Here is a 21,616-nt window from a genome sequence, read left to right on the forward strand (position 1 = left end):
CCCGACTATAGCGGTATCGCGGGCAGCGTTCCAATGGGTTTACTCGGCCAAAGCGGGCGCGACGTCCCGTAAACGATGGCCAGAGGGATCAAATGGCGCTTCTGGCAGAATCCGCGCCTCGTGCGGTTGGCCCAGAATGGCGACGTGAAGCGTATCGCCGGGCGCAGCACTTTCGGCCTTGATGTAGGCCAGTGCAAGCGACTGGTTCGCGCTGTATCCGTATGCCCCGGATGACACCTGACCAATGGGCGTGCCATCGGGCAGAAAGATCGGCTCTCCGCCACTCGCGTCCGCTGTCTTTGCGTCGATTGAGAGCAGCACCATCGTTTCGCGCGGAACGTTGTCTTTGATCTTTATCCAGCTGTCTTTGTTCAGGAATTCCTTGTCGGCTTTGATCAGGCCATCCAACCCGCTTTCCTGTGGCCAGTATTCGGGCGAGTAGTCGCGTCCCCAGGAGCCATAGCCTTTCTCAAGCCGCAACGACATCAGCGCGCGGCTTCCGACGGGGCCTGCACCTACGCCTTTCCCTGCGTCCAGAAGGGCGGTGTAAAGGGCAACTTGATCGACCTCCGCACAGTGCAACTCCCACCCCAGATCGCCGGTGAAGGACACGCGGATCGCTAGGCAGTCGACGCCGGCAACGGTGATGCGTTGCGAGCGAAAGAACGGAAAGGCCTCATTCGATAGGTCGGCGTTTGTCAGGCGCGACAGGAGGGCGCGCGATTGCGGTCCTGCGACGTTGAAGCCGCAGGTGGCCTCCGTCAGGCTCTCGAATATAGTGCCATCGGGCAGGGGGATCGCCTTGAAGAACCGTTGGTGGAACCGCTCCGCTGCTCCGCCGCCGAGGATCCAGAACTCATCGTCTGCCGTACGTGTAACCGTGAAATCTCCTGCCACGCCGCCACGTTTACCGATCAGCGGCGTAAGGCAGGACCGGCCCACCGTCTTTGGCATCTTGTTCGGTAACAGCGCGTTCAGCCAATCCTCGGCGCCTGCGCCGTTCACGCGGTATTTCGCGAAGTTTGAAATGTCGATGATACCGGCCATGTCGCGCAACATCCGGGCTTCGCGACCCACAACATCCCACCACGGCTGACGGGCGAAACCGGCGCTGTCCTCCACGTTTTCATCAAAGAAAGCAGGATGTTCCCAGCCGTAGTTCAAGCCGAATTTCGCGCCCATATCGGCCTGGATCCGGTAGGCGGGGCGGGTGCGAACGGGGCGACCGGCTTCGCGCTCTTCGCCGGGGAAATGGATTTTGAAGCGGTGGGCATATTGGTCTTCGACACGGGCTTTGGTGAAGGCTTTGCCGGCCCAGTGGCCGTACCGCGCGAGGTCCCAGCCGAACAAATCGAGCGATGGTTCGCCTTCGACCATCCATTCGGCGGCCAGTTTGCCAAGGCCTCCGTTCTGGGAAAAGCCCGGGATGATCCCATTGCAGCAGAAATAGCCCGTCAGCTCCGGCACGGGGCCGAACAAGGCCGATGAGTCCGGCGACCAGATCATAGGGCCGTTGATGACACGCTTGATGCCTGCAGTGCCGACCACCGGCACGCGGTCAATGGCGCGCATCATGTTGTCTTCGATGCGCTCCAGATCGTCGGCAAACAGCTCGTGCCCAAAGCCCTGCGGTGTGCCGTCTTCTGCCCAGAACCGCATGTCGCGCTCATATGCACCGACCAGCAGGCCCTGACCCTCTTGCCGGAGATAGTATTCTCCGTCCCGGTCGGCGACGGATGGCAGGCGCCGATCCATCGACGCGATTTCGGCGATAGTCTCGGTGACGAAATATTGGTGCTCGGTGGGGATGAGAGGCAGTTCGATCCCGGCCATGGCAGCGACTTCACGTCCCCACAGGCCCGCGGCGTTCACCACCCAAGGGGTGCGGATGTCGCCCTTCTCTGTGCGGACAATCCATGTACCGTCTGGCTGTGCCTCGGTTCCGGTGACGGGACAGAAGCGGACAATCTCCGCCCCGCGCTGTCGTGCACCCAGCGCATAGGCGTTGGTGACACCAGACGGGTCTACGTTACCGCCGTCGGGTTCGAACATGATGCAGCGAATGCCATCGTAGTCGACCAGCGGATGCAGACGCTCGGCCTCATCCCGGCTGACCTCGTGGAAGTTCATTCCATAGCGGCGCGCCTTGGCCTCTTGCAGGCGAAGCTGATGCTCACGGTCCTCAGACTGCGCCAAGTACAGCGAGCCCGGCTGAAACACCCCACAGCTTTGCCCGGTTTCCTTCTCCAACTCCTTGTAAAGGTTCATGGTATAGTGCTGGAGTCGCGAGATATTCGTGCTGTCGTGCAGCCCATGGATGTTGGCCGCCGCATGCCAGGTGGAGCCGGACGTCAACTCATCCCGTTCCAAGAGGACAACATCGGTCCAGCCTGCCTTTGCCAGATGATAAAGGATCGAGCAGCCGACTACGCCGCCTCCGATGACAACGGCTTGGGCGTGGGTTCGCATGGTTTCAGTCCTTTCCGATCCAGTGCGGAAAGCGTGCGATGGCCTTGTGCGCGATTCTGGTCAGAGGGCGACAGCAGGAGGGTGGTTTTCGTCGGGGGTGCGCATGTGCTGCGGCGTTTGCCTCTCGGGGCCGATTTCTCTGAAATCGACCCTGTCGGCCGCACATCTTTTTCCAAGATGTGCGTTGGTGGGTGACCCTGGAATCGAACCAGGCGTGAGTCGCCTCGAGGGAGTTACAGTCCCCTGCCACACCTTGCGGCCTGTCACCCATTCCGACGCAAAGCGCGAAACGTGGAGGCGAAATATCCACGCCCGCGCGGGGGGTCAAGCGGGAATGCGGCTTTGCACCCGCCGTTGCGCCCGGTATGGGAGGGTCATGGCAAAAAAACCGACATGGGTGATCGAGAAAGAGCGTGGCAAGCGCGCGGCCGCGGCGGAAACGCTTTGGTTGTTCGGCCTGCACGCGGTGCGCGATGCGTTGGCGAATCCCGAACGTGAGGTGCTGCGGCTCGTCGTCAGCAAAAATGCGGGCGACAAGCTGGCGGAGACAATTGCCGCGCGCGGGATCACGCCCGAAATCGCCGATCCGCGAAAGTTCCCGGTTCCGCTTGATCCGGGCTCGGTCCATCAGGGTGCCGCGGTGGAGGTGAAGCCGCTGGATTGGGGCGATTGGCGCGCACTGGCGCGTGGGCAGGGGGAGCGTGCGGTTGTCGTCATGCTCGACCGTGTCAGCGATCCGCATAATGTAGGCGCTATTCTGCGTTCAGCCGAGGTGTTCGGGGCTACTGCTGTCTTGGCTCCCGCGCGGCACTCAGCCCCTGAAACTGGCGCCTTGGCCAAGACGGCCAGTGGTGCATTGGAGCGCATGCCATACGCGCGGATCGGTAATCTGGGCGACGCGATGGAGGCCCTTAAAGCCGACGGATTCTGGATGGTTGGCCTTGCGGAAGAGGGCGCGCAGGACATCAACGAGGTTGCCAAGACCCATGCAGACGGCCATGTGGCGCTAGTGATGGGGGCGGAAGGCCCCGGTCTGCGGGAGCGCACACGAGATTTGTGCGACGTATTGGCCAAAATTCCCTTCGCCCGCGATTTTGGATCGCTCAACGTCTCAAACGCGGCTGCAGTTGCCCTATATGCCCTGACAAAGGGGTAACGGATGCCACAGAACACGAAGATCGCGACCTGTTCGTATTGCGGACGGCGTCAGACGCTGAATTTCACCGCGCGCGAAGGGCATGAGCTCGCGTGCGGTGCCTGCGGTGCGCCATTGCACGAGATGAAATGGCTCAAGCCGCGTGAGAAGCGCGGCGACGTGAAACGCTCACCACAACGGCCAGCACCGCACGGGTTTGGCCTGCCGGAGCGGGAGTTGAAGAGCCGCCGGAAGAAAAAGCGGAAGCCCAAGTGGAAGCGCATGGTGAAGGATGTCTTCGAGGAAGCCTTTGACGTCATCGAAGATATTTTCGACTGACAAGACTTCACGAACGCGCCAACCCGGGTTCCTTTTCGCGCCGCCATGGGCATGTTGCCAAGCGAACGACATCGACCACGGAAACAAGCACATGATTACACGCCGAACGACCCTTTCGCTGCTGGCCGCATCGACCGCGGTCCTTGCCACACGCCCTGCTTTCGCGATGGAGCCGCCGGTTTACGCCGAGGACGGGATTGCCATTGATGGGGCTGATCCGGTCGCCTTCTTTTCCCTGGCGGAGGATGACGACCCGGTGATTGGCTCAGCCGAACATGCACTGGAGTGGAACGGCGCGACCTGGCATTTCGCGAGCGCCGAAAACCGTGCGCTGTTCGAAGCAGATCCGGAGGCCTATGCGCCCGCCTTTGGCGGCTACTGCGCCTTTGCCGCTGCGCGGGGCTATGTGGCCAGCACGGTGCCCGAGGCTTGGTCAGTTGTGGATGGGCGCCTCTTCTTGAATTACAGCCTGCGAATCCGCCGCCGCTGGTTGCGCGAAATCCCCGATGCGATTGCGCAAGGGGATGCGAATTGGCCAGCGTTGCTTGGCTAAAACGGGCGTGTTCACGTTTTTGTAGTGCCCCTTTTCCGGGCATGTTTGCGACCCCATATCATTAACAGGCGTCGCGGGTCGGAACCCCGCGCGCCCATCACTGTCCCTCGTTCCGAAACTGCGCCCGCCGGTTCTCCGATGCGGGCGCCTTTTTTGTTTGGTATGAGGGTCGTATGACGACGACTCCTTCAGATGATCTGCTGCGCGAAGTGCTGCGAAACTCAAAGAGTTTTGCGTGTGTCGGCGTGTCGCCAAACCCGGTGCGCCCTTCGCATTACGTGGCGCGATACCTGAATTTGAAGGGCTACAAAGTGGTCCCGGTCAATCCGGGCCATACAGAAAAAACGCTTTTCGGTCAGCAGGTTCGGGCAAGCCTTTCGGACATTCCTGACCCTTTCGACGTTGTCGACATCTTCCGGCGTCCGGAGGCTGTGCCAGACATCGTGGATGAGGCTTTGGCCTTGCCCGTGCGCCCGAAAGTAATCTGGATGCAGATCGGTGTGACCCATGCGGAGGCTGCGGCCAAAGCGGAAGCCGAAGGGCTGGTCGTGATCCAGAACCGGTGCCCCAAGATCGAATATCAGCGCCTGTTTGGAGAGCTTCGGATGGGCGGGTTCGCCACCGGTATCATTTCATCAAAGCTGTGAGCGCTACGCCGAAATGCGTGTAACGATCCTGTAGTGATTGCGTAGTTATTCTGTAGTTACCGTTTTCTGCACGGTTGGGGGTGAAGGGCGTCCTTCTGGTGCGCAAACGAACAGACAGTCACATACCGCGCAGCTCAGCGCGGACCCGCATCAGGATCTCACCCAAGCGGTTCAGACCGGTCCCATCCTGCCCACCGCCCCAATAGTAATCCATCGGTGCATTCTCGACGATACGCGCGTCACCGGTGCTGAACAAAAGTGCGCGCGGTTCAGCATGGGTGCGAAATTTGCGGGAGACGGCGGCGTACATGATTTCATCCTTAACCTCCTCCCAATCCGGCCTGAGCGGGATCGCACGCGTCATGCCGAGCGACTTGGCGTCCTTTGGTTTGGAAGCGGAACGAATGCGTTCGCGGTAATCGGCGTCGTGGAATTTCATGGCCTGAAAGTAGTGTTCGACCGTGCGCCAATAGACGCCCTCCATCTCTACGCCGTATGGCGCAAAGTTGGAGAATTCCGCGTATGGATCGGTCTGGGCGTAGAAGTAGATTGTGCCGGGCTCAGCCACGGCTGGCCTTTTCCGCGAGGCCGGATTGGGCGGTGCGGCGGGCGAGCTCGGCTTCGATGTCGGCCAGGCTCACGTCGCGGGCGGCGCACATGACGAGTAGGTGGTAGAGCGCATCCGCCGCCTCACCCGTTAATGCGGCCTTGTCGCCTTTCACGGCCTCGATAATCGCCTCAACCGCCTCTTCGCCAAACTTCTCGGCGCATTTTTCCGGGCCTTTGGCCAGCAGCTTGGCGGTCCAAGAACTGTCTGGGTCAGCGGATTTGCGGGCCTCAATCGTGGCGGCGAGATCGCGAATGCTCATGTCAGCCTCATGGGGATACCGGCGGCGGCCATGTGGGCCTTGGCCTCACCGATTGTGTAGGTGCCGAAGTGGAAGATGGAGGCGGCGAGCACGGCGGAGGCGCCGCCTTCGGTGACGCCCTCGACAAGGTGGTCGAGGGTGCCGACGCCGCCCGAGGCGATAACGGGGACGTTGACCGCATCAGAGACCGCGCGCGTCAGCGGCAGGTTGAAGCCCGATTTGGTGCCGTCGCGGTCCATGGAGGTCAGAAGGATTTCGCCTGCGCCTTTGGCGACGACTGTTTTGGCGAATTCCACGGCGTCGATGCCGGTGGGCTTGCGCCCGCCGTGGGTGAAGATCTCCCACTTTCCGGGCGCTACAGTCTTCGCGTCGATGGCGCAGACGATGCATTGGGAGCCGAACTTGTCGGCGGCGCGCGCAATGCAATCGGGATCGGCCACGGCGGCGGAGTTGAACGACACCTTGTCGGCTCCAGCGAGCAACAGGTTGCGCACATCGTCCACGGTGCGCACGCCGCCGCCGATCGTCAGCGGCATGAAACACTGCTCAGCCGTGCGGGTGGCGAGGTCGTACATCGTGCCACGGTTTTCGTGCGTCGCTTTGATGTCGAGGAAACACAGCTCATCCGCGCCGGCGGCATCATAGGCGCGGGCCTGTTCCACCGGGTCGCCTGCGTCGATCAAGTCGACGAAGTTGACGCCCTTGACGGTGCGGCCTTCGGCCACGTCGAGGCAGGGGATGATGCGGGTTTTCAACATGGTGGCGGGTTTAGGCCGAAAGTGCTGCGCACGAAAGGGTGAATGGGCTTTTGCGCATTCGCGGTGGAAAGTGGCCCGACGATTTCCTTAGAAGAAGAGACAACCATGAAACGCATGATGAGCCTGATGGGTGCCCTTGTGATCGCAACTTCCCCCGCCTTTGCCGACGATTATGCCGAACGCAGCAGCCCCGATGATGTGGCCACGACGATGGACCGTTTGGTGGCAGCCGTCGAAGGGGCAGGGGCCACGGTGTTTGCGCGGGTGAACCATGGTGGTGGCGCAGCCTCCGTCGATATGGAGTTGGTCGATGCGGAGTTGCTGGTCTTCGGCAACCCGATGCTCGGGACGCCCGCCTTGCAGGATGACATTCGCGCGGGGCTACATCTGCCGTTGCGGGTGTTGGTCTACGGCGATGGCGACGGTAGCGTGATCACTTGGGAGACGCCCGAGTCGATGTTCGACGATCTGGAGGTTGCGGACGACGCGCCGTATCTGGAGCGGATGAACGGCGCGCTTGGCAATCTGACGGCGGCGGCGGCGGGCGAATGACCTAGCTGTCGTCCCCGCCTCGGTCGAAAAAACGAACCAGAAGCCAGGTCAGGCCAACAAGGCAGGTCAGCCCGCCGAGGCCAAGCAGGATTTGAGACAAGATGTAGTTGGCGATGCCGCGACCGATATTGGGGTCGTTGCTCGGGCCTTGTGCCATCCATGCGATGCAGAAGATCGCGATGCCTGCGATGATCGTAATGATTGGGCCGCTGAGTTTCATATGACGCTCCGCTTGATTGCGATGGATTGGCAAGCTGCATGAGCCTACCGCGTTAGGGTCGTTTTTGTAGTCTTGCCGCCGCCAGCCGATAGCGCCTGTGCTGTGTTTGGGGTCGTAATGCCACTATTTGGCCGGGGAGCGTCGTCGCGTTAGCACCTCCCATACTCCGGCCACGATCAGCAAAAGTGCTCCGTATAGGATGCCGAGCCCGTAGGTCAGCAAAGACAGCGAAGTAAGCGTTGTGGCGGCTGATCCGGTCATCGGGAGGCAGTCACATTGCCCGAATCCATAGAGGACATTTCCTGAGCAGTCTGCGGTGATGGCGACGATGACGGCGAAGCAAAGGGTTAGTACGGCGGCGCAAAGTAGCCCGCTGATCCTCAGGATTGTTGCAAGCAAGGATGAGGCGCTGTTGCCTGCCCAAGCGACAAACATGGTGCAGGCGGCCCATGTGGGCACCAGGATTACCAGCACCGCCATCAGGAGATCACTCATATCTGGCACAGCCGGTCCCTGAGACCGGAGACAGACCTGACAGGAAAATAGGAAGAAATTCGACCATTTAACCCTCCGCCCACATCCTTTTCAGATCGGGGCAGAGGCGCGTTATTGCGACCTACGGGATTCCTTACCGTCGGCTTTGGGGCTGTTCAGGCGAGGGCGGCCAGAGCCTCGGCCAGATCAAGGGCGCCGTCATAGAGCGCGCGGCCGGAGATTGCGCCGGAGATAACGCCCGTTTCCTTCAGAGCGTGCAAATCAGACAGGGACGAGACGCCGCCCGAGGCAATTACGGGGATAGAGGTCGCGCGGGCGAGGTCCGCGGTGGCTTGCACGTTGGGCCCGCCCATGGCGCCGTCGCGGTCGATATCGGTGTAGATGATGGCAGCGACGCCCGCATCCTCAAAGGCTTGGGCGAGGTCGGTGACCATCACGTCGGTCTCCTCCGCCCATCCTTTGGTTGCCACACGGCCTTTGCGGGCGTCGATGCCCACGGCGATCTTGCCGGGGAAGGCCTTCGCGGCCTCGCGGACGAGGTCTGGGTTTTCCACCGCCACTGTGCCGAGGATCACACGCGCGATGCCTTTGGTCAGCCACATCTCGATCGTGGCCATGTCGCGTATGCCGCCGCCAAGCTGCGTGGGAACGTCCGTCGCGGCCAAGATGGCTTCAACCGCCGCGCCGTTGACCGGCTCCCCCGCGAAGGCGCCATTCAGATCTACCAGATGCAGCCATTCACATCCTGCGTCCTGAAACGCCTTCGCCTGTGCGGCGGGATCGGTGTTGAAAACGGTCGCTTCCGACATCTCGCCCCGCAAAAGGCGCACGGCGTTGCCGTCTTTCAAGTCGATGGCGGGGTAGAGGATCATGGGCTTTGTCCAGTTGGTGGCGTCGACCGGCTTTTGTCGCAGAGACGGCGTACCTGCAAGCCCGCATGGCCGCAACGTCATGCTTGCCACCTGCGGTTGCAGTCGAAATGATCGCGCGCAGAGGAGACAAGGGAGACAATGGATATGAAAAAGACGCTTCTAGGCGCCGTTCTGGCGCTTGTCGGCATGGCGGGCGCGGCGGCGGCGGACCCGGCGCATGGGGTCTGGCAGACCGAGGTGGATGACGGGGCCTATGCCTACGTCACGCTTGGGGCTTGCGGTGGTGCTGTGTGCGGCACGATCAGCCGGACGTTCGACAATACTGGCGAATATCAGAGCCCGAACCTGGGCCGTCAGATCGTGATCGACATGGTTCCGCAGGGCGGGGGTGAATATGAGGGCTCCGTCTGGCGCCCGTCGAATGACCGCATCTACATCGGACGCATGAATGTCAGCGGCAACCAGCTGACGCTGCGTGGCTGTGTGGCCGGTGGCCTCATCTGTGCCCGCCAGACCTGGGTGCGCATCCAGTAAGCAGCTGATTTAGAAATGAAAAGGGGCGTGCCAGTGGCGCGCCCCTTTCGTGTTGATATGCAGCAGATCTATGATCCGCCGAAGGGTTGCCAACGGGTCAGCTGGATCGTACCGCCGGAGCGCACGGCATTGCGGACTTGGGACTGCGACGCGCAGGACAGGACATGGCCTGCATTCTGCGTGCGAGCCGAAACGCAGATGCCGTCGCGGCCATTATCCACTTCGCCTGAATAGATCGGATATCCGAAGCCGGGGATCGGGTTCGGTTCAGGCACCAGACGGCAGACAGTGCGCAAGCCGTTCGAATCGTTCGAGAATTGGGTCATGGCAAGGATGCGACCATATTCATCAGGCACGTAGACTTCCAAATCGAAGACGTAGTTGCCGGTAAAGCAGTTCGCCGCCGTGTAGTTCTCTGGATAGACGGTGGTGGTTGTGGGGGTACAGGCCGACAGGCCAACAAGCGCCAGAACGGCGACGAGCATACGGATCAAAGGATTCTCCTCCGGGGTTAAGCGTGATCACGGATGCGTGAAGGATACGCATTCCCTTGGGTAAGGCCACATGATTCAACAGCTTTTTCGCCGGACGCTGCGGGTGTTGCAGGCGCTACCTAGCGGAAAAGACAAGTGTCAGGGTCGCCATTGCAGGAAATTTGCGATCATCCGCAGGCCTGCGCTTTGGCTTTTTTCCGGGTGGAACTGCGTGCCGACCATGGTGTCGCGGCCCACGATGGCGGTGACATCGCCGCCGTAATCGACATGGGCGAGCAAGTGTGATGGCGTCGAGACGCGCATGGCGTAGGAGTGCACGAAATAGGCGTGATCGCCCGTGGAAATGCCTTCCAGAACAGGGTGTTGCTGGTCGATGTTCAAGTCGTTCCAGCCCATATGCGGAATCTTCAGGGAGGGGTCCGAGGGCGTGATCCGGTCAACGACGCCGTCGATCCAGCCGAAACCTGCGACTTCCTCGTATTCAAGGCCAAGACGGGCCATCATTTGCATACCGACACAGATGCCAAAGAACGGCACACCGCGCGCCTCGACCGCTTCAAGTAGGGCGGCCTCAAGCCCATCAATCTCTCTAAGCCCCTGACGGCAGGCTGGAAAAGCGCCGTCACCGGGCAGAACGATGCGGTCTGCACGGGCCACGACGTCCGGGTCGGCGGTCACGATCAGATCGCCTGCACCAACCTCGGCTGCCATGCGCTGAAAGGCTTTTTCAGCGGAGTGCAGATTGCCTGCGTCGTAGTCGATCAGAACGGTGGTCACAGGCTGCCCTTGGTGGAAGGGATAGCGTCCGCCTTGCGCGGGTCGGTTTCCAGCGCATCACGCAAGCTGCGGGCGACCGCTTTGAAGGCGGCCTCGGCAATGTGGTGGCTGTTGAAGCCCGCCGCTTGGGTGATGTGGAGCGTGATGCCGCCGTGCGTCGCAAACGCCTGGAAGAATTCGCGCACAAGTTCGGTGTCGAACGTGCCGATCTTCTGGGTGGGCATTTCAACCTCCCACATCAGATAGGGGCGGCCCGACAAATCCAGCGCACAGGCGACGCGGGCGTCGTCCATCGGCAGGGTGCATTCGCCGTAGCGGCGGATACCACGTTTGTCGCCCATGGCTTGCGTCAGGGCCTGACCCAGAGCGATGCCCACATCTTCCACGCTGTGGTGGTCGTCGATGTGCAAATCGCCCGAGCAGCGCACGACCATGTCGATCAGCGCGTGACGTGCCAGTTGGTCGAGCATGTGGTCAAAGAACCCGACGCCAGTCTGGTTGTCATAAGTGCCGGTACCGTCGAGGTTGATCTCGACCGAGATGTCGGTTTCCGCAGTTTTGCGGCTGATTTGGGCGGTGCGCATGGTTTTGGTCCTTTAACCGTCGCCCGCCTTATAAAAAGGGACCGTGGCATCGCCAAGGCACAGTGGGCCCTTTTCCAGAAAACGCGGCCCAATGGACGCAAAACGCCCAAACACAGCGACCCCAAAAGGGGATAACCAGTTGATTTTATGAGAAGACTTTGGAGCGGGTGATGAGATTCGAACTCACGACCCTTACCTTGGCAAGGTAATGCTCTACCCCTGAGCTACACCCGCTCACTAAGTGTGCGGGCGTCTTATAAACGTTTTCCGGGGGGCGCAAGGGGGAATTTCCTACCATTGTGCGAAGAGGGCGATCACGCCAGAGTGAGCGCAGCGCGAGGTCTGTTTTTGCCGCCGCATACTCGATGTTTGTTTAAGGACTTAGAATGAAATCCCCTTTGTTTTGCGGCGCGGCGGTATTGCTGTGCCTTGGTGCCGCCCTTCCCGGGCTGGCACAGACCGATCCCCTTGTCATTACCGATAGCCGCGGTGTTGAAGTGACTTTCCCGCTTGGTGCGGCATCCTTTGCGGATCGCGTCGAAGGATATGCGCCGGGTGGCACCATACCCGAGGCCTCCGCGACGGATCCGCGATCTGCCCTGGGCCTGCCCGATTTTGTGCGCAACGATGGCACGACGCATACCACGCTTGGCTGCGGCGGCGTTGCGACATGGAGCTTCAGCGACAACGCGCTGGTTGATGTTGACGGGCCTGACTTGTGGATTTTCGAAGTGGGCCCGGATGTGGAAGGGACTGAAGTGGAGGTCAGCGCCGATGGCGTGACCTGGATTTCGCTCGGCCGGATCGAGGGTGCGACCTCGGGTCTGGACCTTGCCGGGCGGGTCGCGCCACAGCAACAGTTGCGGTTTGTGCGGCTGACCGATGACGGTGTTCAATGCTCGGGGCGTACCCCGGGGGCCGATATTGATGCGATTGGCGCGATCGGAGCAGTTGAGCGGATTGATACCGGTTTGCCCTCTGGCGGGGCGGGTGGCAGCGTCGCCTACGACGATACGCGTGGCGGGCAGGTGCAGTTCCCGGCAGGCGATATCTCCTTCGCTGACGCGGTGGTCAGCTACGCGCCAGGCGGTGGAATCGAGCCGGGCTGGGATGATCCGAGCCTAGGCCTGCACGCGCCTGATTACATCGATACTGGCGTGGCACGGGCCACGACCCTGGGCTGTGGTGGGCAGGTTGTGTACCAATTCATCGACAACACACTGCTGGATGTTCCGGGACCTGACCTTTTCATTTTCGAGGTTGGACCCGATGTGGAAGGCACTTCGCTCGCGATTTCCGGTGATGGAACGAACTGGGTCGAGATCGGAGCCATCCAAGGCGCGACTGCGGCCATCGACATCGCGCCATTTATCCGGCCCGGGGACACGTTCCAGTTTGTGCGGCTCGTGGATGATGGCGTGCAGTGTTCGGGCCGTTACCCGGGGGCGGATATTGATGCGGTTGGCGCGATTGGTTCGGCCACGCGGCTGGTACTGGATGCGAACCTGCTGTTCGATTTTGACAGCGCAACCCTGCGCCCGGCCGCCACGCAAGCGGTCGCAGAGATTGCCGCGGCGATCCGCGCAGGCGGTATCACGCGGGTGATCGTGGACGGCCACACCGATGCTCAGGGTACAGATGCCTACAACGTTGATCTGAGCCGCGCGCGTGCCGAGGCGGTGATGCAGGCGCTGCTGGCCGCCGGTGTCTCACCTCAAATCGCGACAGCCCGCGCGTTCGGTGAAGCGCGTCCCGTGGCCGACAACACGACGGAGAGCGGTCGGCAGGCCAATCGCCGCGTGGAGGTCTTGTTGATCGGGCGATGAGGTGTCGGGGGCTTTTGAGCTGTTCGCGACATTGCCGTCGGGATTGACCGCGCCCCCATCTTCGAAAATCATTTTGTCACTAACGGAAAGGAATTCCCTTCATGACTCTTCTAAGGACTGCTGGTTTCGCCGCGTGCGTTACCCTTTTGTCTGGCCCTGCTTTCGCGCAGACCGATGCGCTGACGCTGTCGAGCCTGACGGTTACGCGCTACGACACGATGCCCAATATTGATCCTGATCTGGCCTCGCCCTGCTGTGCTTTGCACACCTATGAATCAGGCGAGGCGGAGGATTTCATCTACATCGACGCGAACTTCGCCGTTGCATGGAGCGACGAATTGGAGCGCGTTCAGGTCCGCGCGAGTGATATTGGCCTGCAATTGGACAACGAGACCGAGGCGCGCAGCGCATGGGGTCGGTTCAATTTCTTCCCTGAGGTTGAGCGTGGCGGCAACAGCCTGAATGCGCGGCGCCCGCGGGATTGGCCGGAAGAGAATGCCGGTGGACATCTGGACCTGGTGTTCAGCGTGCCCACAGGTGCCACAAGCGCCACGCTGGTGATCGGCGAAGGCGAAGAAACGATGCGCATCCCGGTCGATCTAAACGTGCCGGTCTCGGAAGTGCCCGAACCGTCCAGCTTCTTTGATGTTGCCATCAGCGGTATTTCGGCCTCACCCGAACTGGTGACGGAAGACCGTATTGGCCGCACGAATATTCCCGGCCGGATCGTGCCGCGACTGGGCGAAATTGTGCGGGTCGATATCTCGGTCACGGCGCTGCAGAACATCAACGTGGATGCAGAGCCGGGCGAAAATGCCTCGTTCTTCACCAACACGGACTTCGCTTTGATCGGCCCCGCTGGCTACCCGCTTTTGCCGCTTGGGCGGTCGGTGTCGGGTTCGGTCCGCAATCGCTATTCCAACTCGATCAGCTGGGATGGAGAAGGCGCGTCGAACCCTGTTTCCGTCACCCTGTTCTTCCTCGGTGCTGGGACGGCAGGGGATTACGAGTTGTTCTTCTTCAACGAGACGGTTGGGAAAGTGACTTTGGCAGAATAACGCCTCGGTCGACCTAGAATGAACGGGCCCTCGGCGATGCTGGGGGCCTTTTTCGTGTATGGCGGCGCTAGCGTTCGTAGGTCAGCACGGATCCGTCGGAGAGCGCGAAATCCTCGGTATGGACCACGACCGTGTTCTTGAGCGCCAAGAGGATGCCGTAGGCGCCGGGCTCATCAACGCTGTCTGCGAAGGTGCCTTGGCCAAGGATCATCGGGATTTGGTGGCACGGGCTTTTGAGGATCGAGACGGGCAGGCCATCGGCCGAGGCGTGAATCGTGCGGTGGATATGGCCGCAGATCAGGTGTTTGACATGCGGGGCCGCGTGCAGGCGCGACAGCAGGTCATCGGCATTGGCCAGACCAATCGCATCCATTGCCCAGAAGCCCACGGGGCAGGGTGGGTGGTGGCACATGACAACGACGCTTTTGCCGTCTGACGCGGCGCGGGCCAATTCCCCGTCAAGCCAGGCCAGCCGTGTGGCGCAGAGATAGCCGTCATGCTCTAACGGGGCCTGCCCGTCGTAATCATGGGTGTCGAGGATCAGCAGTCGCAGGGGGCCGAGGTCGAGCGCGGATTGCACGAAGCCATTTCGGTCCAGCGCATCGGGAAAGACTGCATGCAGATTGTCGCGCAGGTCGTGGTTGCCCATGGTCACGGTGATCGGAATGGGACAATCAGCCAAGGCGGGCGCGAGGCGGGCATATTCCGCGGGCGTGCCGTTATGGGTCAGGTCCCCCAACAAGATCAGGTGCCGGGCATCGGGGTGCCGCGCGAGCGCATGAGCCAGCCCTTCGCGGAACCGGTCGAGGGGGTCGAGGTCGATGATCGTCTCGCCCTCGGGGACGATGTGCAGATCGGTGAAGATCAGGGCTTTGTCGAAATGCTCTCCCATATCGGGACGGTGCCGCAAGGGGCGCGGCGGGGCAAGACCCGAGCTTTAGCCCGCGCTGATGTCCACGTCGTCGATCGCGTAGAATTCATCGGATGTAGGCTCGGTCGAGTTGGAGCCGACGCCAAAGGTGATCGTCTCGCCGGGGTCTTCGACCGTGATTGTGTAAGTCGCGCGGCTGTCATGGCCGTGGGAGCCGGAACCCATGGGATCGTTGGTATATTGCTGATCCACGGTCACGGAAATGCCGGGCACTGCGGGGGCAGAGGTGGTGATGTTGCCGTGGTTGTCGGCATAGATCGCAACCGCTTGGCCGTTCACGAAAACGGTCGCAGGCGCGCCGGAGAGGTCATCAACGCCAATCAGGTCGAATGTGATGGTCGCGTTGGTGGCCCCGGAGGGTATGGCGGCGGACGTTGTGGCCAGCACGCCCGGCCCCAGTTGCAGAACATTTCCAAAGCCTGCGAGGTTGACCATCTGGCCGCCGGACCAACCGGCGGAGCCTGAAGAAAAGGTGTCAGAGAAGATGGAGCTGAGATTGCTGAAGGGCGAAGCGCCGACCTGCACATTGGCGAGGCTGTTGGCGATGTCACCTGTCAGGTTCTCAATCCCGCTGGACAGCACCGCCATGGTGGCAAGGCCAAGCCCGACAAGTCCACCGGTCAGGAGAACCCAATCGACGGTGACAGCACCGCTTTCATCCGTGGCAAATTCCGCAAACATCGTCCGCGCGCTTAGCTCCGCAACACGCCCCTGCAACATAGTAAACAGGGAGAGTTGGGCGGAAATATGACCGTCTTTACGGCCAGTTGGCCGGTATCGGGTTGGATGTGAGGCTTTGCCACAGGTATTCGTTGCCGGGCTGGGCCGCGATCACACGGGTGGTGAAATTGCCGTAGAGGCCTTCGGGCGCGGGCAGGGACCAATCGCGGATCGCCCCGCGCGGGAAGGTAACACGGTCGCCTTGGCTCCAATTGCCGAGGTTGAAGGGCTGGTTGTTTAGGAAGCCTTCAAAACTGCCATCGGGCAATTGGCGGAAATTGCCGACCCAGATGATCTCGTTACCGAGGTCTTCGGGGAAGGTCTGGAAGGCGACCTTGAGGGAGCCGGTCTGCGCGATGCCGTTTTCATCGAGGACTTCGGTCAGAAAGCCGGGCAGGGAGCGCTGCGCCTCCAAGATCGCGGCGTTCATGGTCGGATCGGTTCCTTCGAAGAATTCGAGGCCGTCTGGGGCGGCAACGGGAGGATCGACCTTTTGGGCAGTTGCGGGGCTGGCGAGGAGGAGGAGCGCAAGGGCGAGGCGGAGAAGCGGCATTATTTCCAATCCGGTGGCAGGATGTCGGGCATCAGGGTGGCGAGGAATTCGGGATTATCTTGGGCAATCGCCTGCGCGCGGGCGCTTATGTAGCCCCAATGGCGGCCATCGGGCGCGACAAAGCCCCAATCGGCTAGGGCCACCTCGCTGACCGTGATGGGCGTGCCTGCGGGCAGGTTGGGGTTGGTGGCGGAGCCGGTAATGAGGAGGCCGCGGAATTGGCCATCGGCGTCGCGGCTGATCTGGTTCACCCAGAGGAATTCGGCGTTGGGGGAATTGGGTGGGGAGCGGACGGCAAACAAAAGCTGCGCGTTCGGGTGGCCGGTGCCGTCCGTGTCGAAGGCTTGATCCATGAAGGTTGGAAGAGTGGCGTCCAGCAGACGGTAGATCATGTCTATGGGGGTTTCGCCGGGCAGAAGTTCAGCCGCTTGCGAGTGGGCCTGCACGGTCGCGTTGAACAGGAGAAGGGCAAGAAGCAGCGCGCGCATGGGGTCAGTTCCAGTCAGCCGGGATGGGGTCTGGCATCAAGGATATCATAACGCCGCCGCCATCGGGGGCGGTTTCTGCGAAGCGTCGGCTTTGGAATGCGCCGTAGAAGCGGCCTTCGGTCTGCGGGGTGACAAGTTGCCAATCCCAGATTTGGTCGGTGGTGAAGGAGTAGGTTTCCCCGAAGAGGTGGGAGTGGTGGGAGAGGGAGTTGTGGACGACGGTGCCTTCGTAACGCCCGTCGCCGAGGTCGCGGATGCCACGCATCGGCTCGATGGAGCCGTTGGGGCAGTCGGGGGTGAGGGTTCCGGGGAGATGGACGGAGAGGGTGAGGTGCTCGGGGGCGGTGCCGTCGGTGAAGGCGTTGCGGACGACGGCAGGGAAGGTCTCGCGGGCCGGGCCGGGGTCGTAGAGGGAGATGGCGGGTGGGGAAGATTGGCAACGGGGCTGTGCCGAGAGCGGTGCTGCTGCGAGGAGGGCCTGCGCGGCGAACAGCGCAGATCCGAGGAGGAGGGCGAGACGCACCCCTAGCGCTCCAACCTCGCGATGTGACCAGCGGCGGCAAGCATGGCGGTGCCGCCGAGGCGGTCGACCCAGCGGCTGGCGGTGTCGCCCTGCATCCGCTCAGCCCCGAGGGCGGCGAGTGCGCCATAGGCCCATATGATGCAGAAATCGAGAAACGCGCATGTTGCGGCGAGCAGGAGGAATTGCGGCAGCACGTCCATCGTCGGGTCGATGAACTGCGGAAAGAGCGCACCGTAGAACAAGATTGCCTTGGGCGAGGTCCCGGCCACTACGAAGCCTTGACGGAGTTGGCCGAACGGAGTCAGGCCGCGTGTAGCGGGCAGGTCATGGCTGGGCGCGGTGCCGTTGAAAGAGCGGCGGATCATGGAAAAGCCGAGCCAGGCCAAATAGGCTACGCCTGCGACCTTGATGATTGAGAACAGGATCGCCGATTGCGACAGGATCAGGCCGAGGCCTGCAACGGCGGCGATCATCTGGATCATGTTGGCCGAGATGTCGCCTAGTGCGGTCAGCCCCGCGCGGCCCGCGCCGTATTTCGCGCCGTGGACAAGGCTGAGCGTGACGGAGGGGCCGGGCGTGACCAGCACGACGGCCACGAGGGCGAGGAAAGCGAGGTAGGTTTGCGTTTCCATGGGGTTACTCCAGCTCCACCAGTAGATCCTTCGCGTCGATCTGGCCACCCGGGGTGACGTGAACCGCCTTGATCACGGCGTCCTTTTCGGCGTGCAGACCCGTCTCCATCTTCATCGCTTCGATGGTCAGCAGCAGCGTGCCTGCGGCGACCTTTTGGCCCGCTTGGACGCCGACGCTGGCCACCACGCCCGGCATCGGTGCGCCGATATGGTTGGCGTTTCCGGCCTCGGCCTTTGGCCGCGCGGCCTTGCCGCCGCCTGCGATGCGGTTGGGGACGCGGACGGTGCGGGGTTGGCCGTTGAGCTCGAAGAACACGCGGACCTCGCCTTCGTCGTTGGTCTCGCCCACAGCGACGAGGCGGATGACGAGGGTGACGCCGGGGTCGATCTCGGCCTCGATTTCTTCGCCCTGGTCCATGCCGTAGAAGAAGGTCTTGGTGGGCAGGGTGCGGACGGGGCCGTATTCGGCGTGGCGGGTGGCGTAGTCGGTGAAGACCTTAGGATACATCAGGTATCCGTTGAGGTCTTCGTCGTCGATGTCGACGCCAAGCTGCGCGGCGAGGTCCTTGCGCGTGGCCTCGATATCCACGGGGTCGAGGTGCTTGCCGGGGCGCTCGAGGTTGGGCTTCTCGCCCTTCAGCGCCTTCTTGACGATGGCCTTGGGGAAGCCGTTGGGGGGCTGACCCAGATCACCCTTGAGCATCCCGATGACGGAGTCAGGGAAGGAGACTTCGGTGTTCGGGTCTTCGACCTGTGCGCGGTCGAGGCCTTGGGAGACCATCATCAGGGCCATGTCGCCCACGACCTTGGACGATGGCGTGACCTTCACGATATCGCCGAACATCTGGTTCACGTCGGCGTACATCTGCGCCACTTCGTGCCAGCGTTCCTCCAGCCCCATGGAGCGGGCCTGCGCCTTGAGGTTGGTGAACTGGCCGCCGGGCATTTCGTGCAGGTAGACCTCTGAGGCAGGGGCCTGCATGCCGGATTCAAACGCCGCGTAGTGGAAGCGGACTGCTTCCCAATAGTCCGAGATCTGGCGGATCGCGCCGATGTCGAGGCCGGTGTCACGCTCGGTGAAGCGGAGGGATTCAACGATGGTGCCGAGGGTAGCCTGAGACGTGTTGCCCGAGAGCGCGTCCATCGCGCAATCGACGGCGTCCACGCCGGCCTCGGACGCGCGCAGGATGGTGCCGCAGGCGGAGCCAGCGGTGTCGTGGGTGTGGAAGTGGATCGGCAGGTCCACGGCATCTTTGAGGGCGGGGATCAGGACCTCCGCCGCGGCGGGGCGCAGGAGGCCTGCCATGTCTTTCAGGCCGAGGACGTGGGCGCCTGCCTTTTCCAGCTCCTTCGCCATGTCGACGTAATATTTCACGTCATACTTGGCGCGGTCGGGGTCGAGGATGTTGCCGGTGTAGCAGATCGTGCCTTCGACGATCTTGCCGGTCTCGCCCACGGCATCCATGGCGACGCGCATGTTTTCGACCCAGTTGAGGCTGTCGAAGATGCGGAAGACGTCGACGCCGCTTTCGGCCGCCTGTTTGGCGAAGCCTTGGACGACGTTGTCGGGGTAGTTCGTGTAGCCCACGCCGTTCGAGGCGCGCAGAAGCATCTGCGTCATGATGTTGGGCATCTTCGCGCGGATGTCGCGCAGGCGCTGCCAGGGGCATTCCTGCAGGAAGCGGTAGGCCACGTCGAAGGTGGCCCCGCCCCAGCATTCGACGGAGAAAAGCTGGCTCAGGTTTTCAGCGTAGGCGGGCGCGACCTTGATCATGTCGAGGGACCGCATGCGGGTCGCGAGGAGGCTTTGGTGCCCGTCGCGCATGGTGGTGTCGGTGATGAGCAGTTGTTTCTGCGCCTTCATCCACTTGGCGACAGCCTCGGGGCCTTTTTCGTCCAGCAGGTTGCGCGTGCCGGGGGGCGGTGCGTCGTAGGAGACCTGTGGCGCGCGGGCGGGCTTGATGTCGGCGGGCGGCATCGGGCGGCCTTGGGTTTCGGGGTGGCCGTTGACGGTGATGTCGGCGACGTAGCGCAGGATCTTGGTGGCCCGGTCACGGCGGGGGCGGAAATCGAAAAGCTCCGGCGTCTCGTCGATGAACTTGGTGTGGTACTGGTAATTCAGGAACGTCGGGTGCTTCAGGAGGTTTTCCACGAAGGCGATATTGGTCGACACGCCGCGGATACGGAATTCGCGCAAGGCGCGGTCCATGCGCGCGATGGCAGCGTCGGGGGTGGGGGCCCAAGCGGTGACCTTTTCCAGCAGGCTGTCGTAATAGCGCGTGATGACCGCGCCGGAATAAGCGGTGCCGCCATCAAGCCGGATGCCCATGCCCGTGGCGCCGCGATAGGCGGTGATGCGGCCATAGTCGGGGATGAAATTGTTGGCGGGGTCCTCGGTCGTCACACGGCACTGGATCGCGTGGCCGTCGAGTTTCACGTCGTATTGCGAGGCGACGCCGGTGGCGCCCGCGAGCATCTTGCCCTCGGCAATGAGGATCTGCGCGCGGACGATGTCGATGCCGGTGACTTCCTCGGTCACGGTGTGTTCGACCTGTACGCGGGGGTTCACTTCGATGAAGTAGAAATTGCCCGTGTCCATATCCATCAGGAATTCGACGGTGCCCGCGCATTCGTAGTTCACATGTTCGCAGATCTTCTTGCCCAAGAGGCAGATCTCGTTGCGTTGCATGTCCGTGAGGTAGGGGGCGGGCGCGCGTTCCACGACCTTCTGGTTGCGGCGCTGGACCGAGCAGTCGCGTTCATAAAGGTGGTAGATATTGCCGTGGCTGTCGCCGAGGATTTGAACCTCCACATGGCGGGCGCGGAGGATCATCTTTTCGAGATAGCCCTCGCCGTTGCCAAAGGCGGCTTCAGCCTCGCGGCGGCCCTCCAGCACCTTTTCCTCAAGCTCGTCCTCGCTGGCGATGGGCCGCATCCCGCGCCCGCCGCCGCCCCAGGAGGCTTTGAGCATCAAGGGATAACCGATCTCAGCCGCTTCCTTCTTGATCGCGGCCATATCGTCGCCAAGCACTTCGGTCGCCGGGATGACCGGCACGCCCGCCTCAATCGCCACACGGCGGGCTGAGGCCTTGTCGCCCAAGGCGCGCATCGTCTCGGCCTTTGGGCCGATGAAAGTGATGCCGTTTTCAAAGCAGGCATCGACGAAATCGGGGTTCTCAGACAGCAGACCATAGCCCGGATGGATGGCATCTGCGCCGCATTGCTTGGCGACGCGGATGATTTCCTCGATGGAGAGGTAGGCCGCGACCGGGCCGAGGCCCTCGCCGATCTTGTAGGCTTCGTCGGCCTTGAAGCGATGCAGGCTGAGTTTGTCTTCCTCCGCGTAGACAGCGACGGTGCGTTTGCCCAATTCATTGGCGGCGCGCATCACGCGGATCGCGATTTCACCGCGGTTTGCAACGAGGATTTTCTGGAATTCAGCCATGGGTGCACGTCCCTCAAGTAGCGAAGCGATAGGGCGGTCGGTGTGCCCCTTCGCAGTTGCAGCAAATCTGTAAGGGGCGTGTGACCCGAGGGCAAGCGAGACGGTGCTGTTAGCGTTCGCAACAGCACAGCGTGAAACGAAT

Annotated in this window: 25 protein-coding genes and 2 tRNA genes; 8 read left to right on the plus strand and 19 right to left on the minus strand. The window is 62.0% G+C overall.

The genetic code is table 11. The features are described from left to right. Positions 1–39: 39 nt before the first annotated feature. A complete protein-coding gene (locus V8J81_RS04455) occupies positions 40–2,469 on the minus strand; it encodes a GcvT family protein (protein WP_368474544.1) in 2,430 nt (809 codons plus the stop codon). A gap of 185 nt (positions 2,470–2,654) precedes the next feature. Continuing rightward, positions 2,655–2,738: transfer RNA gene (locus tag V8J81_RS04460), tRNA-Tyr, on the minus strand. Positions 2,739–2,845: 107 nt separating this feature from the next. Between V8J81_RS04460 and rlmB the strand changes: the two genes are divergently transcribed. The 4 genes from rlmB to V8J81_RS04480 all read left to right on the plus strand — a co-directional run bounded on the left by rlmB (position 2,846) and on the right by V8J81_RS04480 (position 5,143). Then, a complete protein-coding gene (rlmB, locus tag V8J81_RS04465; protein WP_368474545.1) occupies positions 2,846–3,625 on the plus strand; it encodes a 23S rRNA (guanosine(2251)-2'-O)-methyltransferase RlmB in 780 nt (259 codons plus the stop codon). A gap of 3 nt (positions 3,626–3,628) precedes the next feature. Beyond that, on the plus strand, positions 3,629–3,943 hold the full coding sequence (locus V8J81_RS04470) for a hypothetical protein (protein ID WP_368474546.1): 315 nt from the start codon (positions 3,629–3,631) through the stop codon (positions 3,941–3,943). Between the two features lie 91 nt (positions 3,944–4,034). Then, complete coding sequence (locus V8J81_RS04475; RefSeq protein WP_368474547.1) at positions 4,035–4,496, plus strand: YHS domain-containing (seleno)protein; 462 nt, start codon at positions 4,035–4,037, stop codon at positions 4,494–4,496. Positions 4,497–4,669: 173 nt separating this feature from the next. Next, on the plus strand, positions 4,670–5,143 hold the full coding sequence (locus V8J81_RS04480; protein ID WP_368474548.1) for a CoA-binding protein: 474 nt from the start codon (positions 4,670–4,672) through the stop codon (positions 5,141–5,143). A 118-nt stretch (positions 5,144–5,261) separates the two neighbouring features. On the opposite strand, the gene ybiA is transcribed toward V8J81_RS04480, so the two are convergent. The 3 genes from ybiA to hisF are packed head-to-tail and all read right to left on the minus strand — an operon-like array spanning position 5,262 to position 6,770. Beyond that, positions 5,262–5,711 (minus strand): riboflavin biosynthesis intermediates N-glycosidase, encoded by a 450-nt coding sequence (gene ybiA, locus V8J81_RS04485; RefSeq protein WP_368474549.1) that lies wholly within the window; start codon positions 5,709–5,711, stop codon positions 5,262–5,264. Beyond that, positions 5,704–6,012, minus strand: a complete 309-nt coding sequence (locus tag V8J81_RS04490; protein ID WP_368474550.1) for a phosphoribosyl-ATP diphosphatase — start codon at positions 6,010–6,012, stop codon at positions 5,704–5,706. Before V8J81_RS04490 ends, ybiA begins: the two co-directional genes overlap by 8 nt. After that, entirely contained in the window at positions 6,009–6,770 is a 762-nt protein-coding gene (gene hisF, locus V8J81_RS04495; protein WP_368474551.1) for an imidazole glycerol phosphate synthase subunit HisF, read from the minus strand. Before hisF ends, V8J81_RS04490 begins: the two co-directional genes overlap by 4 nt. 105 nt (positions 6,771–6,875) lie before the next feature. Here hisF and V8J81_RS04500 point away from each other — a divergent pair, with 105 nt between their 5' ends. Continuing rightward, positions 6,876–7,322 carry a DUF302 domain-containing protein gene (locus tag V8J81_RS04500; protein ID WP_368474552.1) on the plus strand — a complete coding sequence of 149 codons (447 nt, stop codon included), beginning with the start codon at positions 6,876–6,878 and terminating at the stop codon, positions 7,320–7,322. A 1-nt stretch (position 7,323) separates the two neighbouring features. On the opposite strand, the gene V8J81_RS04505 is transcribed toward V8J81_RS04500, so the two are convergent. The 3 genes from V8J81_RS04505 to hisA all read right to left on the minus strand — a co-directional run bounded on the left by V8J81_RS04505 (position 7,324) and on the right by hisA (position 8,909). Next, a complete protein-coding gene (locus V8J81_RS04505; RefSeq protein WP_368474553.1) occupies positions 7,324–7,542 on the minus strand; it encodes a hypothetical protein in 219 nt (72 codons plus the stop codon). A 123-nt stretch (positions 7,543–7,665) separates the two neighbouring features. After that, entirely contained in the window at positions 7,666–8,037 is a 372-nt protein-coding gene (locus V8J81_RS04510; RefSeq protein ID WP_368474554.1) for a hypothetical protein, read from the minus strand. 155 nt (positions 8,038–8,192) lie between these two features. After that, positions 8,193–8,909 carry a 1-(5-phosphoribosyl)-5-[(5-phosphoribosylamino)methylideneamino]imidazole-4-carboxamide isomerase gene (gene hisA / locus V8J81_RS04515; protein ID WP_368477598.1) on the minus strand — a complete coding sequence of 239 codons (717 nt, stop codon included), beginning with the start codon at positions 8,907–8,909 and terminating at the stop codon, positions 8,193–8,195. A 144-nt stretch (positions 8,910–9,053) separates the two neighbouring features. On the opposite strand from hisA, the gene V8J81_RS04520 reads away from it, so the two are divergent. Continuing rightward, entirely contained in the window at positions 9,054–9,443 is a 390-nt protein-coding gene (locus V8J81_RS04520) for a DUF2147 domain-containing protein (RefSeq protein ID WP_368474555.1), read from the plus strand. A 68-nt stretch (positions 9,444–9,511) separates the two neighbouring features. On the opposite strand, the gene V8J81_RS04525 is transcribed toward V8J81_RS04520, so the two are convergent. From V8J81_RS04525 to V8J81_RS04540, 4 genes are all read right to left on the minus strand, one after another. After that, positions 9,512–9,937, minus strand: coding sequence for a hypothetical protein (locus V8J81_RS04525; protein WP_368474556.1), 426 nt, complete (start codon positions 9,935–9,937; stop codon positions 9,512–9,514). Positions 9,938–10,075: 138 nt separating this feature from the next. Further along, positions 10,076–10,714 carry an imidazole glycerol phosphate synthase subunit HisH gene (hisH, locus tag V8J81_RS04530; RefSeq protein ID WP_368474557.1) on the minus strand — a complete coding sequence of 213 codons (639 nt, stop codon included), beginning with the start codon at positions 10,712–10,714 and terminating at the stop codon, positions 10,076–10,078. Continuing rightward, positions 10,711–11,298 (minus strand): imidazoleglycerol-phosphate dehydratase HisB, encoded by a 588-nt coding sequence (gene hisB / locus V8J81_RS04535; protein WP_368474558.1) that lies wholly within the window; start codon positions 11,296–11,298, stop codon positions 10,711–10,713. Before hisB ends, hisH begins: the two co-directional genes overlap by 4 nt. A gap of 159 nt (positions 11,299–11,457) precedes the next feature. After that, positions 11,458–11,532, minus strand: a tRNA-Gly gene (locus V8J81_RS04540). 152 nt (positions 11,533–11,684) lie between these two features. Between V8J81_RS04540 and V8J81_RS04545 the strand changes: the two genes are divergently transcribed. Continuing rightward, on the plus strand, positions 11,685–13,124 hold the full coding sequence (locus V8J81_RS04545; protein WP_368474559.1) for an OmpA family protein: 1,440 nt from the start codon (positions 11,685–11,687) through the stop codon (positions 13,122–13,124). 101 nt (positions 13,125–13,225) lie between these two features. Continuing rightward, positions 13,226–14,182, plus strand: a complete 957-nt coding sequence (locus tag V8J81_RS04550; RefSeq protein WP_368474560.1) for a hypothetical protein — start codon at positions 13,226–13,228, stop codon at positions 14,180–14,182. A 67-nt stretch (positions 14,183–14,249) separates the two neighbouring features. Here V8J81_RS04550 and V8J81_RS04555 read toward each other — a convergent pair whose 3' ends face one another. From V8J81_RS04555 to V8J81_RS04585, 7 genes are all read right to left on the minus strand, one after another. Further along, complete coding sequence (locus tag V8J81_RS04555) at positions 14,250–15,074, minus strand: metallophosphoesterase (protein ID WP_368474561.1); 825 nt, start codon at positions 15,072–15,074, stop codon at positions 14,250–14,252. 45 nt (positions 15,075–15,119) lie between these two features. Next, entirely contained in the window at positions 15,120–15,794 is a 675-nt protein-coding gene (locus tag V8J81_RS04560) for a hypothetical protein (protein WP_368474562.1), read from the minus strand. A gap of 76 nt (positions 15,795–15,870) precedes the next feature. Continuing rightward, a complete protein-coding gene (locus V8J81_RS04565) occupies positions 15,871–16,386 on the minus strand; it encodes a DUF2314 domain-containing protein (RefSeq protein WP_368474563.1) in 516 nt (171 codons plus the stop codon). Next, positions 16,386–16,874 (minus strand): DUF2314 domain-containing protein, encoded by a 489-nt coding sequence (locus tag V8J81_RS04570; RefSeq protein ID WP_368474564.1) that lies wholly within the window; start codon positions 16,872–16,874, stop codon positions 16,386–16,388. Before V8J81_RS04570 ends, V8J81_RS04565 begins: the two co-directional genes overlap by 1 nt. Before the next feature lie 4 nt (positions 16,875–16,878). Continuing rightward, positions 16,879–17,397 carry a hypothetical protein gene (locus V8J81_RS04575; RefSeq protein WP_368474565.1) on the minus strand — a complete coding sequence of 173 codons (519 nt, stop codon included), beginning with the start codon at positions 17,395–17,397 and terminating at the stop codon, positions 16,879–16,881. 2 nt (positions 17,398–17,399) lie between these two features. Next, positions 17,400–18,029, minus strand: a complete 630-nt coding sequence (locus tag V8J81_RS04580) for a LysE family translocator (RefSeq protein ID WP_368474566.1) — start codon at positions 18,027–18,029, stop codon at positions 17,400–17,402. 4 nt (positions 18,030–18,033) lie between these two features. Beyond that, positions 18,034–21,474, minus strand: coding sequence for a pyruvate carboxylase (locus V8J81_RS04585; protein ID WP_368474567.1), 3,441 nt, complete (start codon positions 21,472–21,474; stop codon positions 18,034–18,036). Positions 21,475–21,616 lie beyond the last annotated feature (142 nt).

This window comes from Gymnodinialimonas sp. 202GB13-11 (assembly GCF_040932485.1).
Lineage (GTDB): Bacteria > Pseudomonadota > Alphaproteobacteria > Rhodobacterales > Rhodobacteraceae > Gymnodinialimonas > Gymnodinialimonas hymeniacidonis.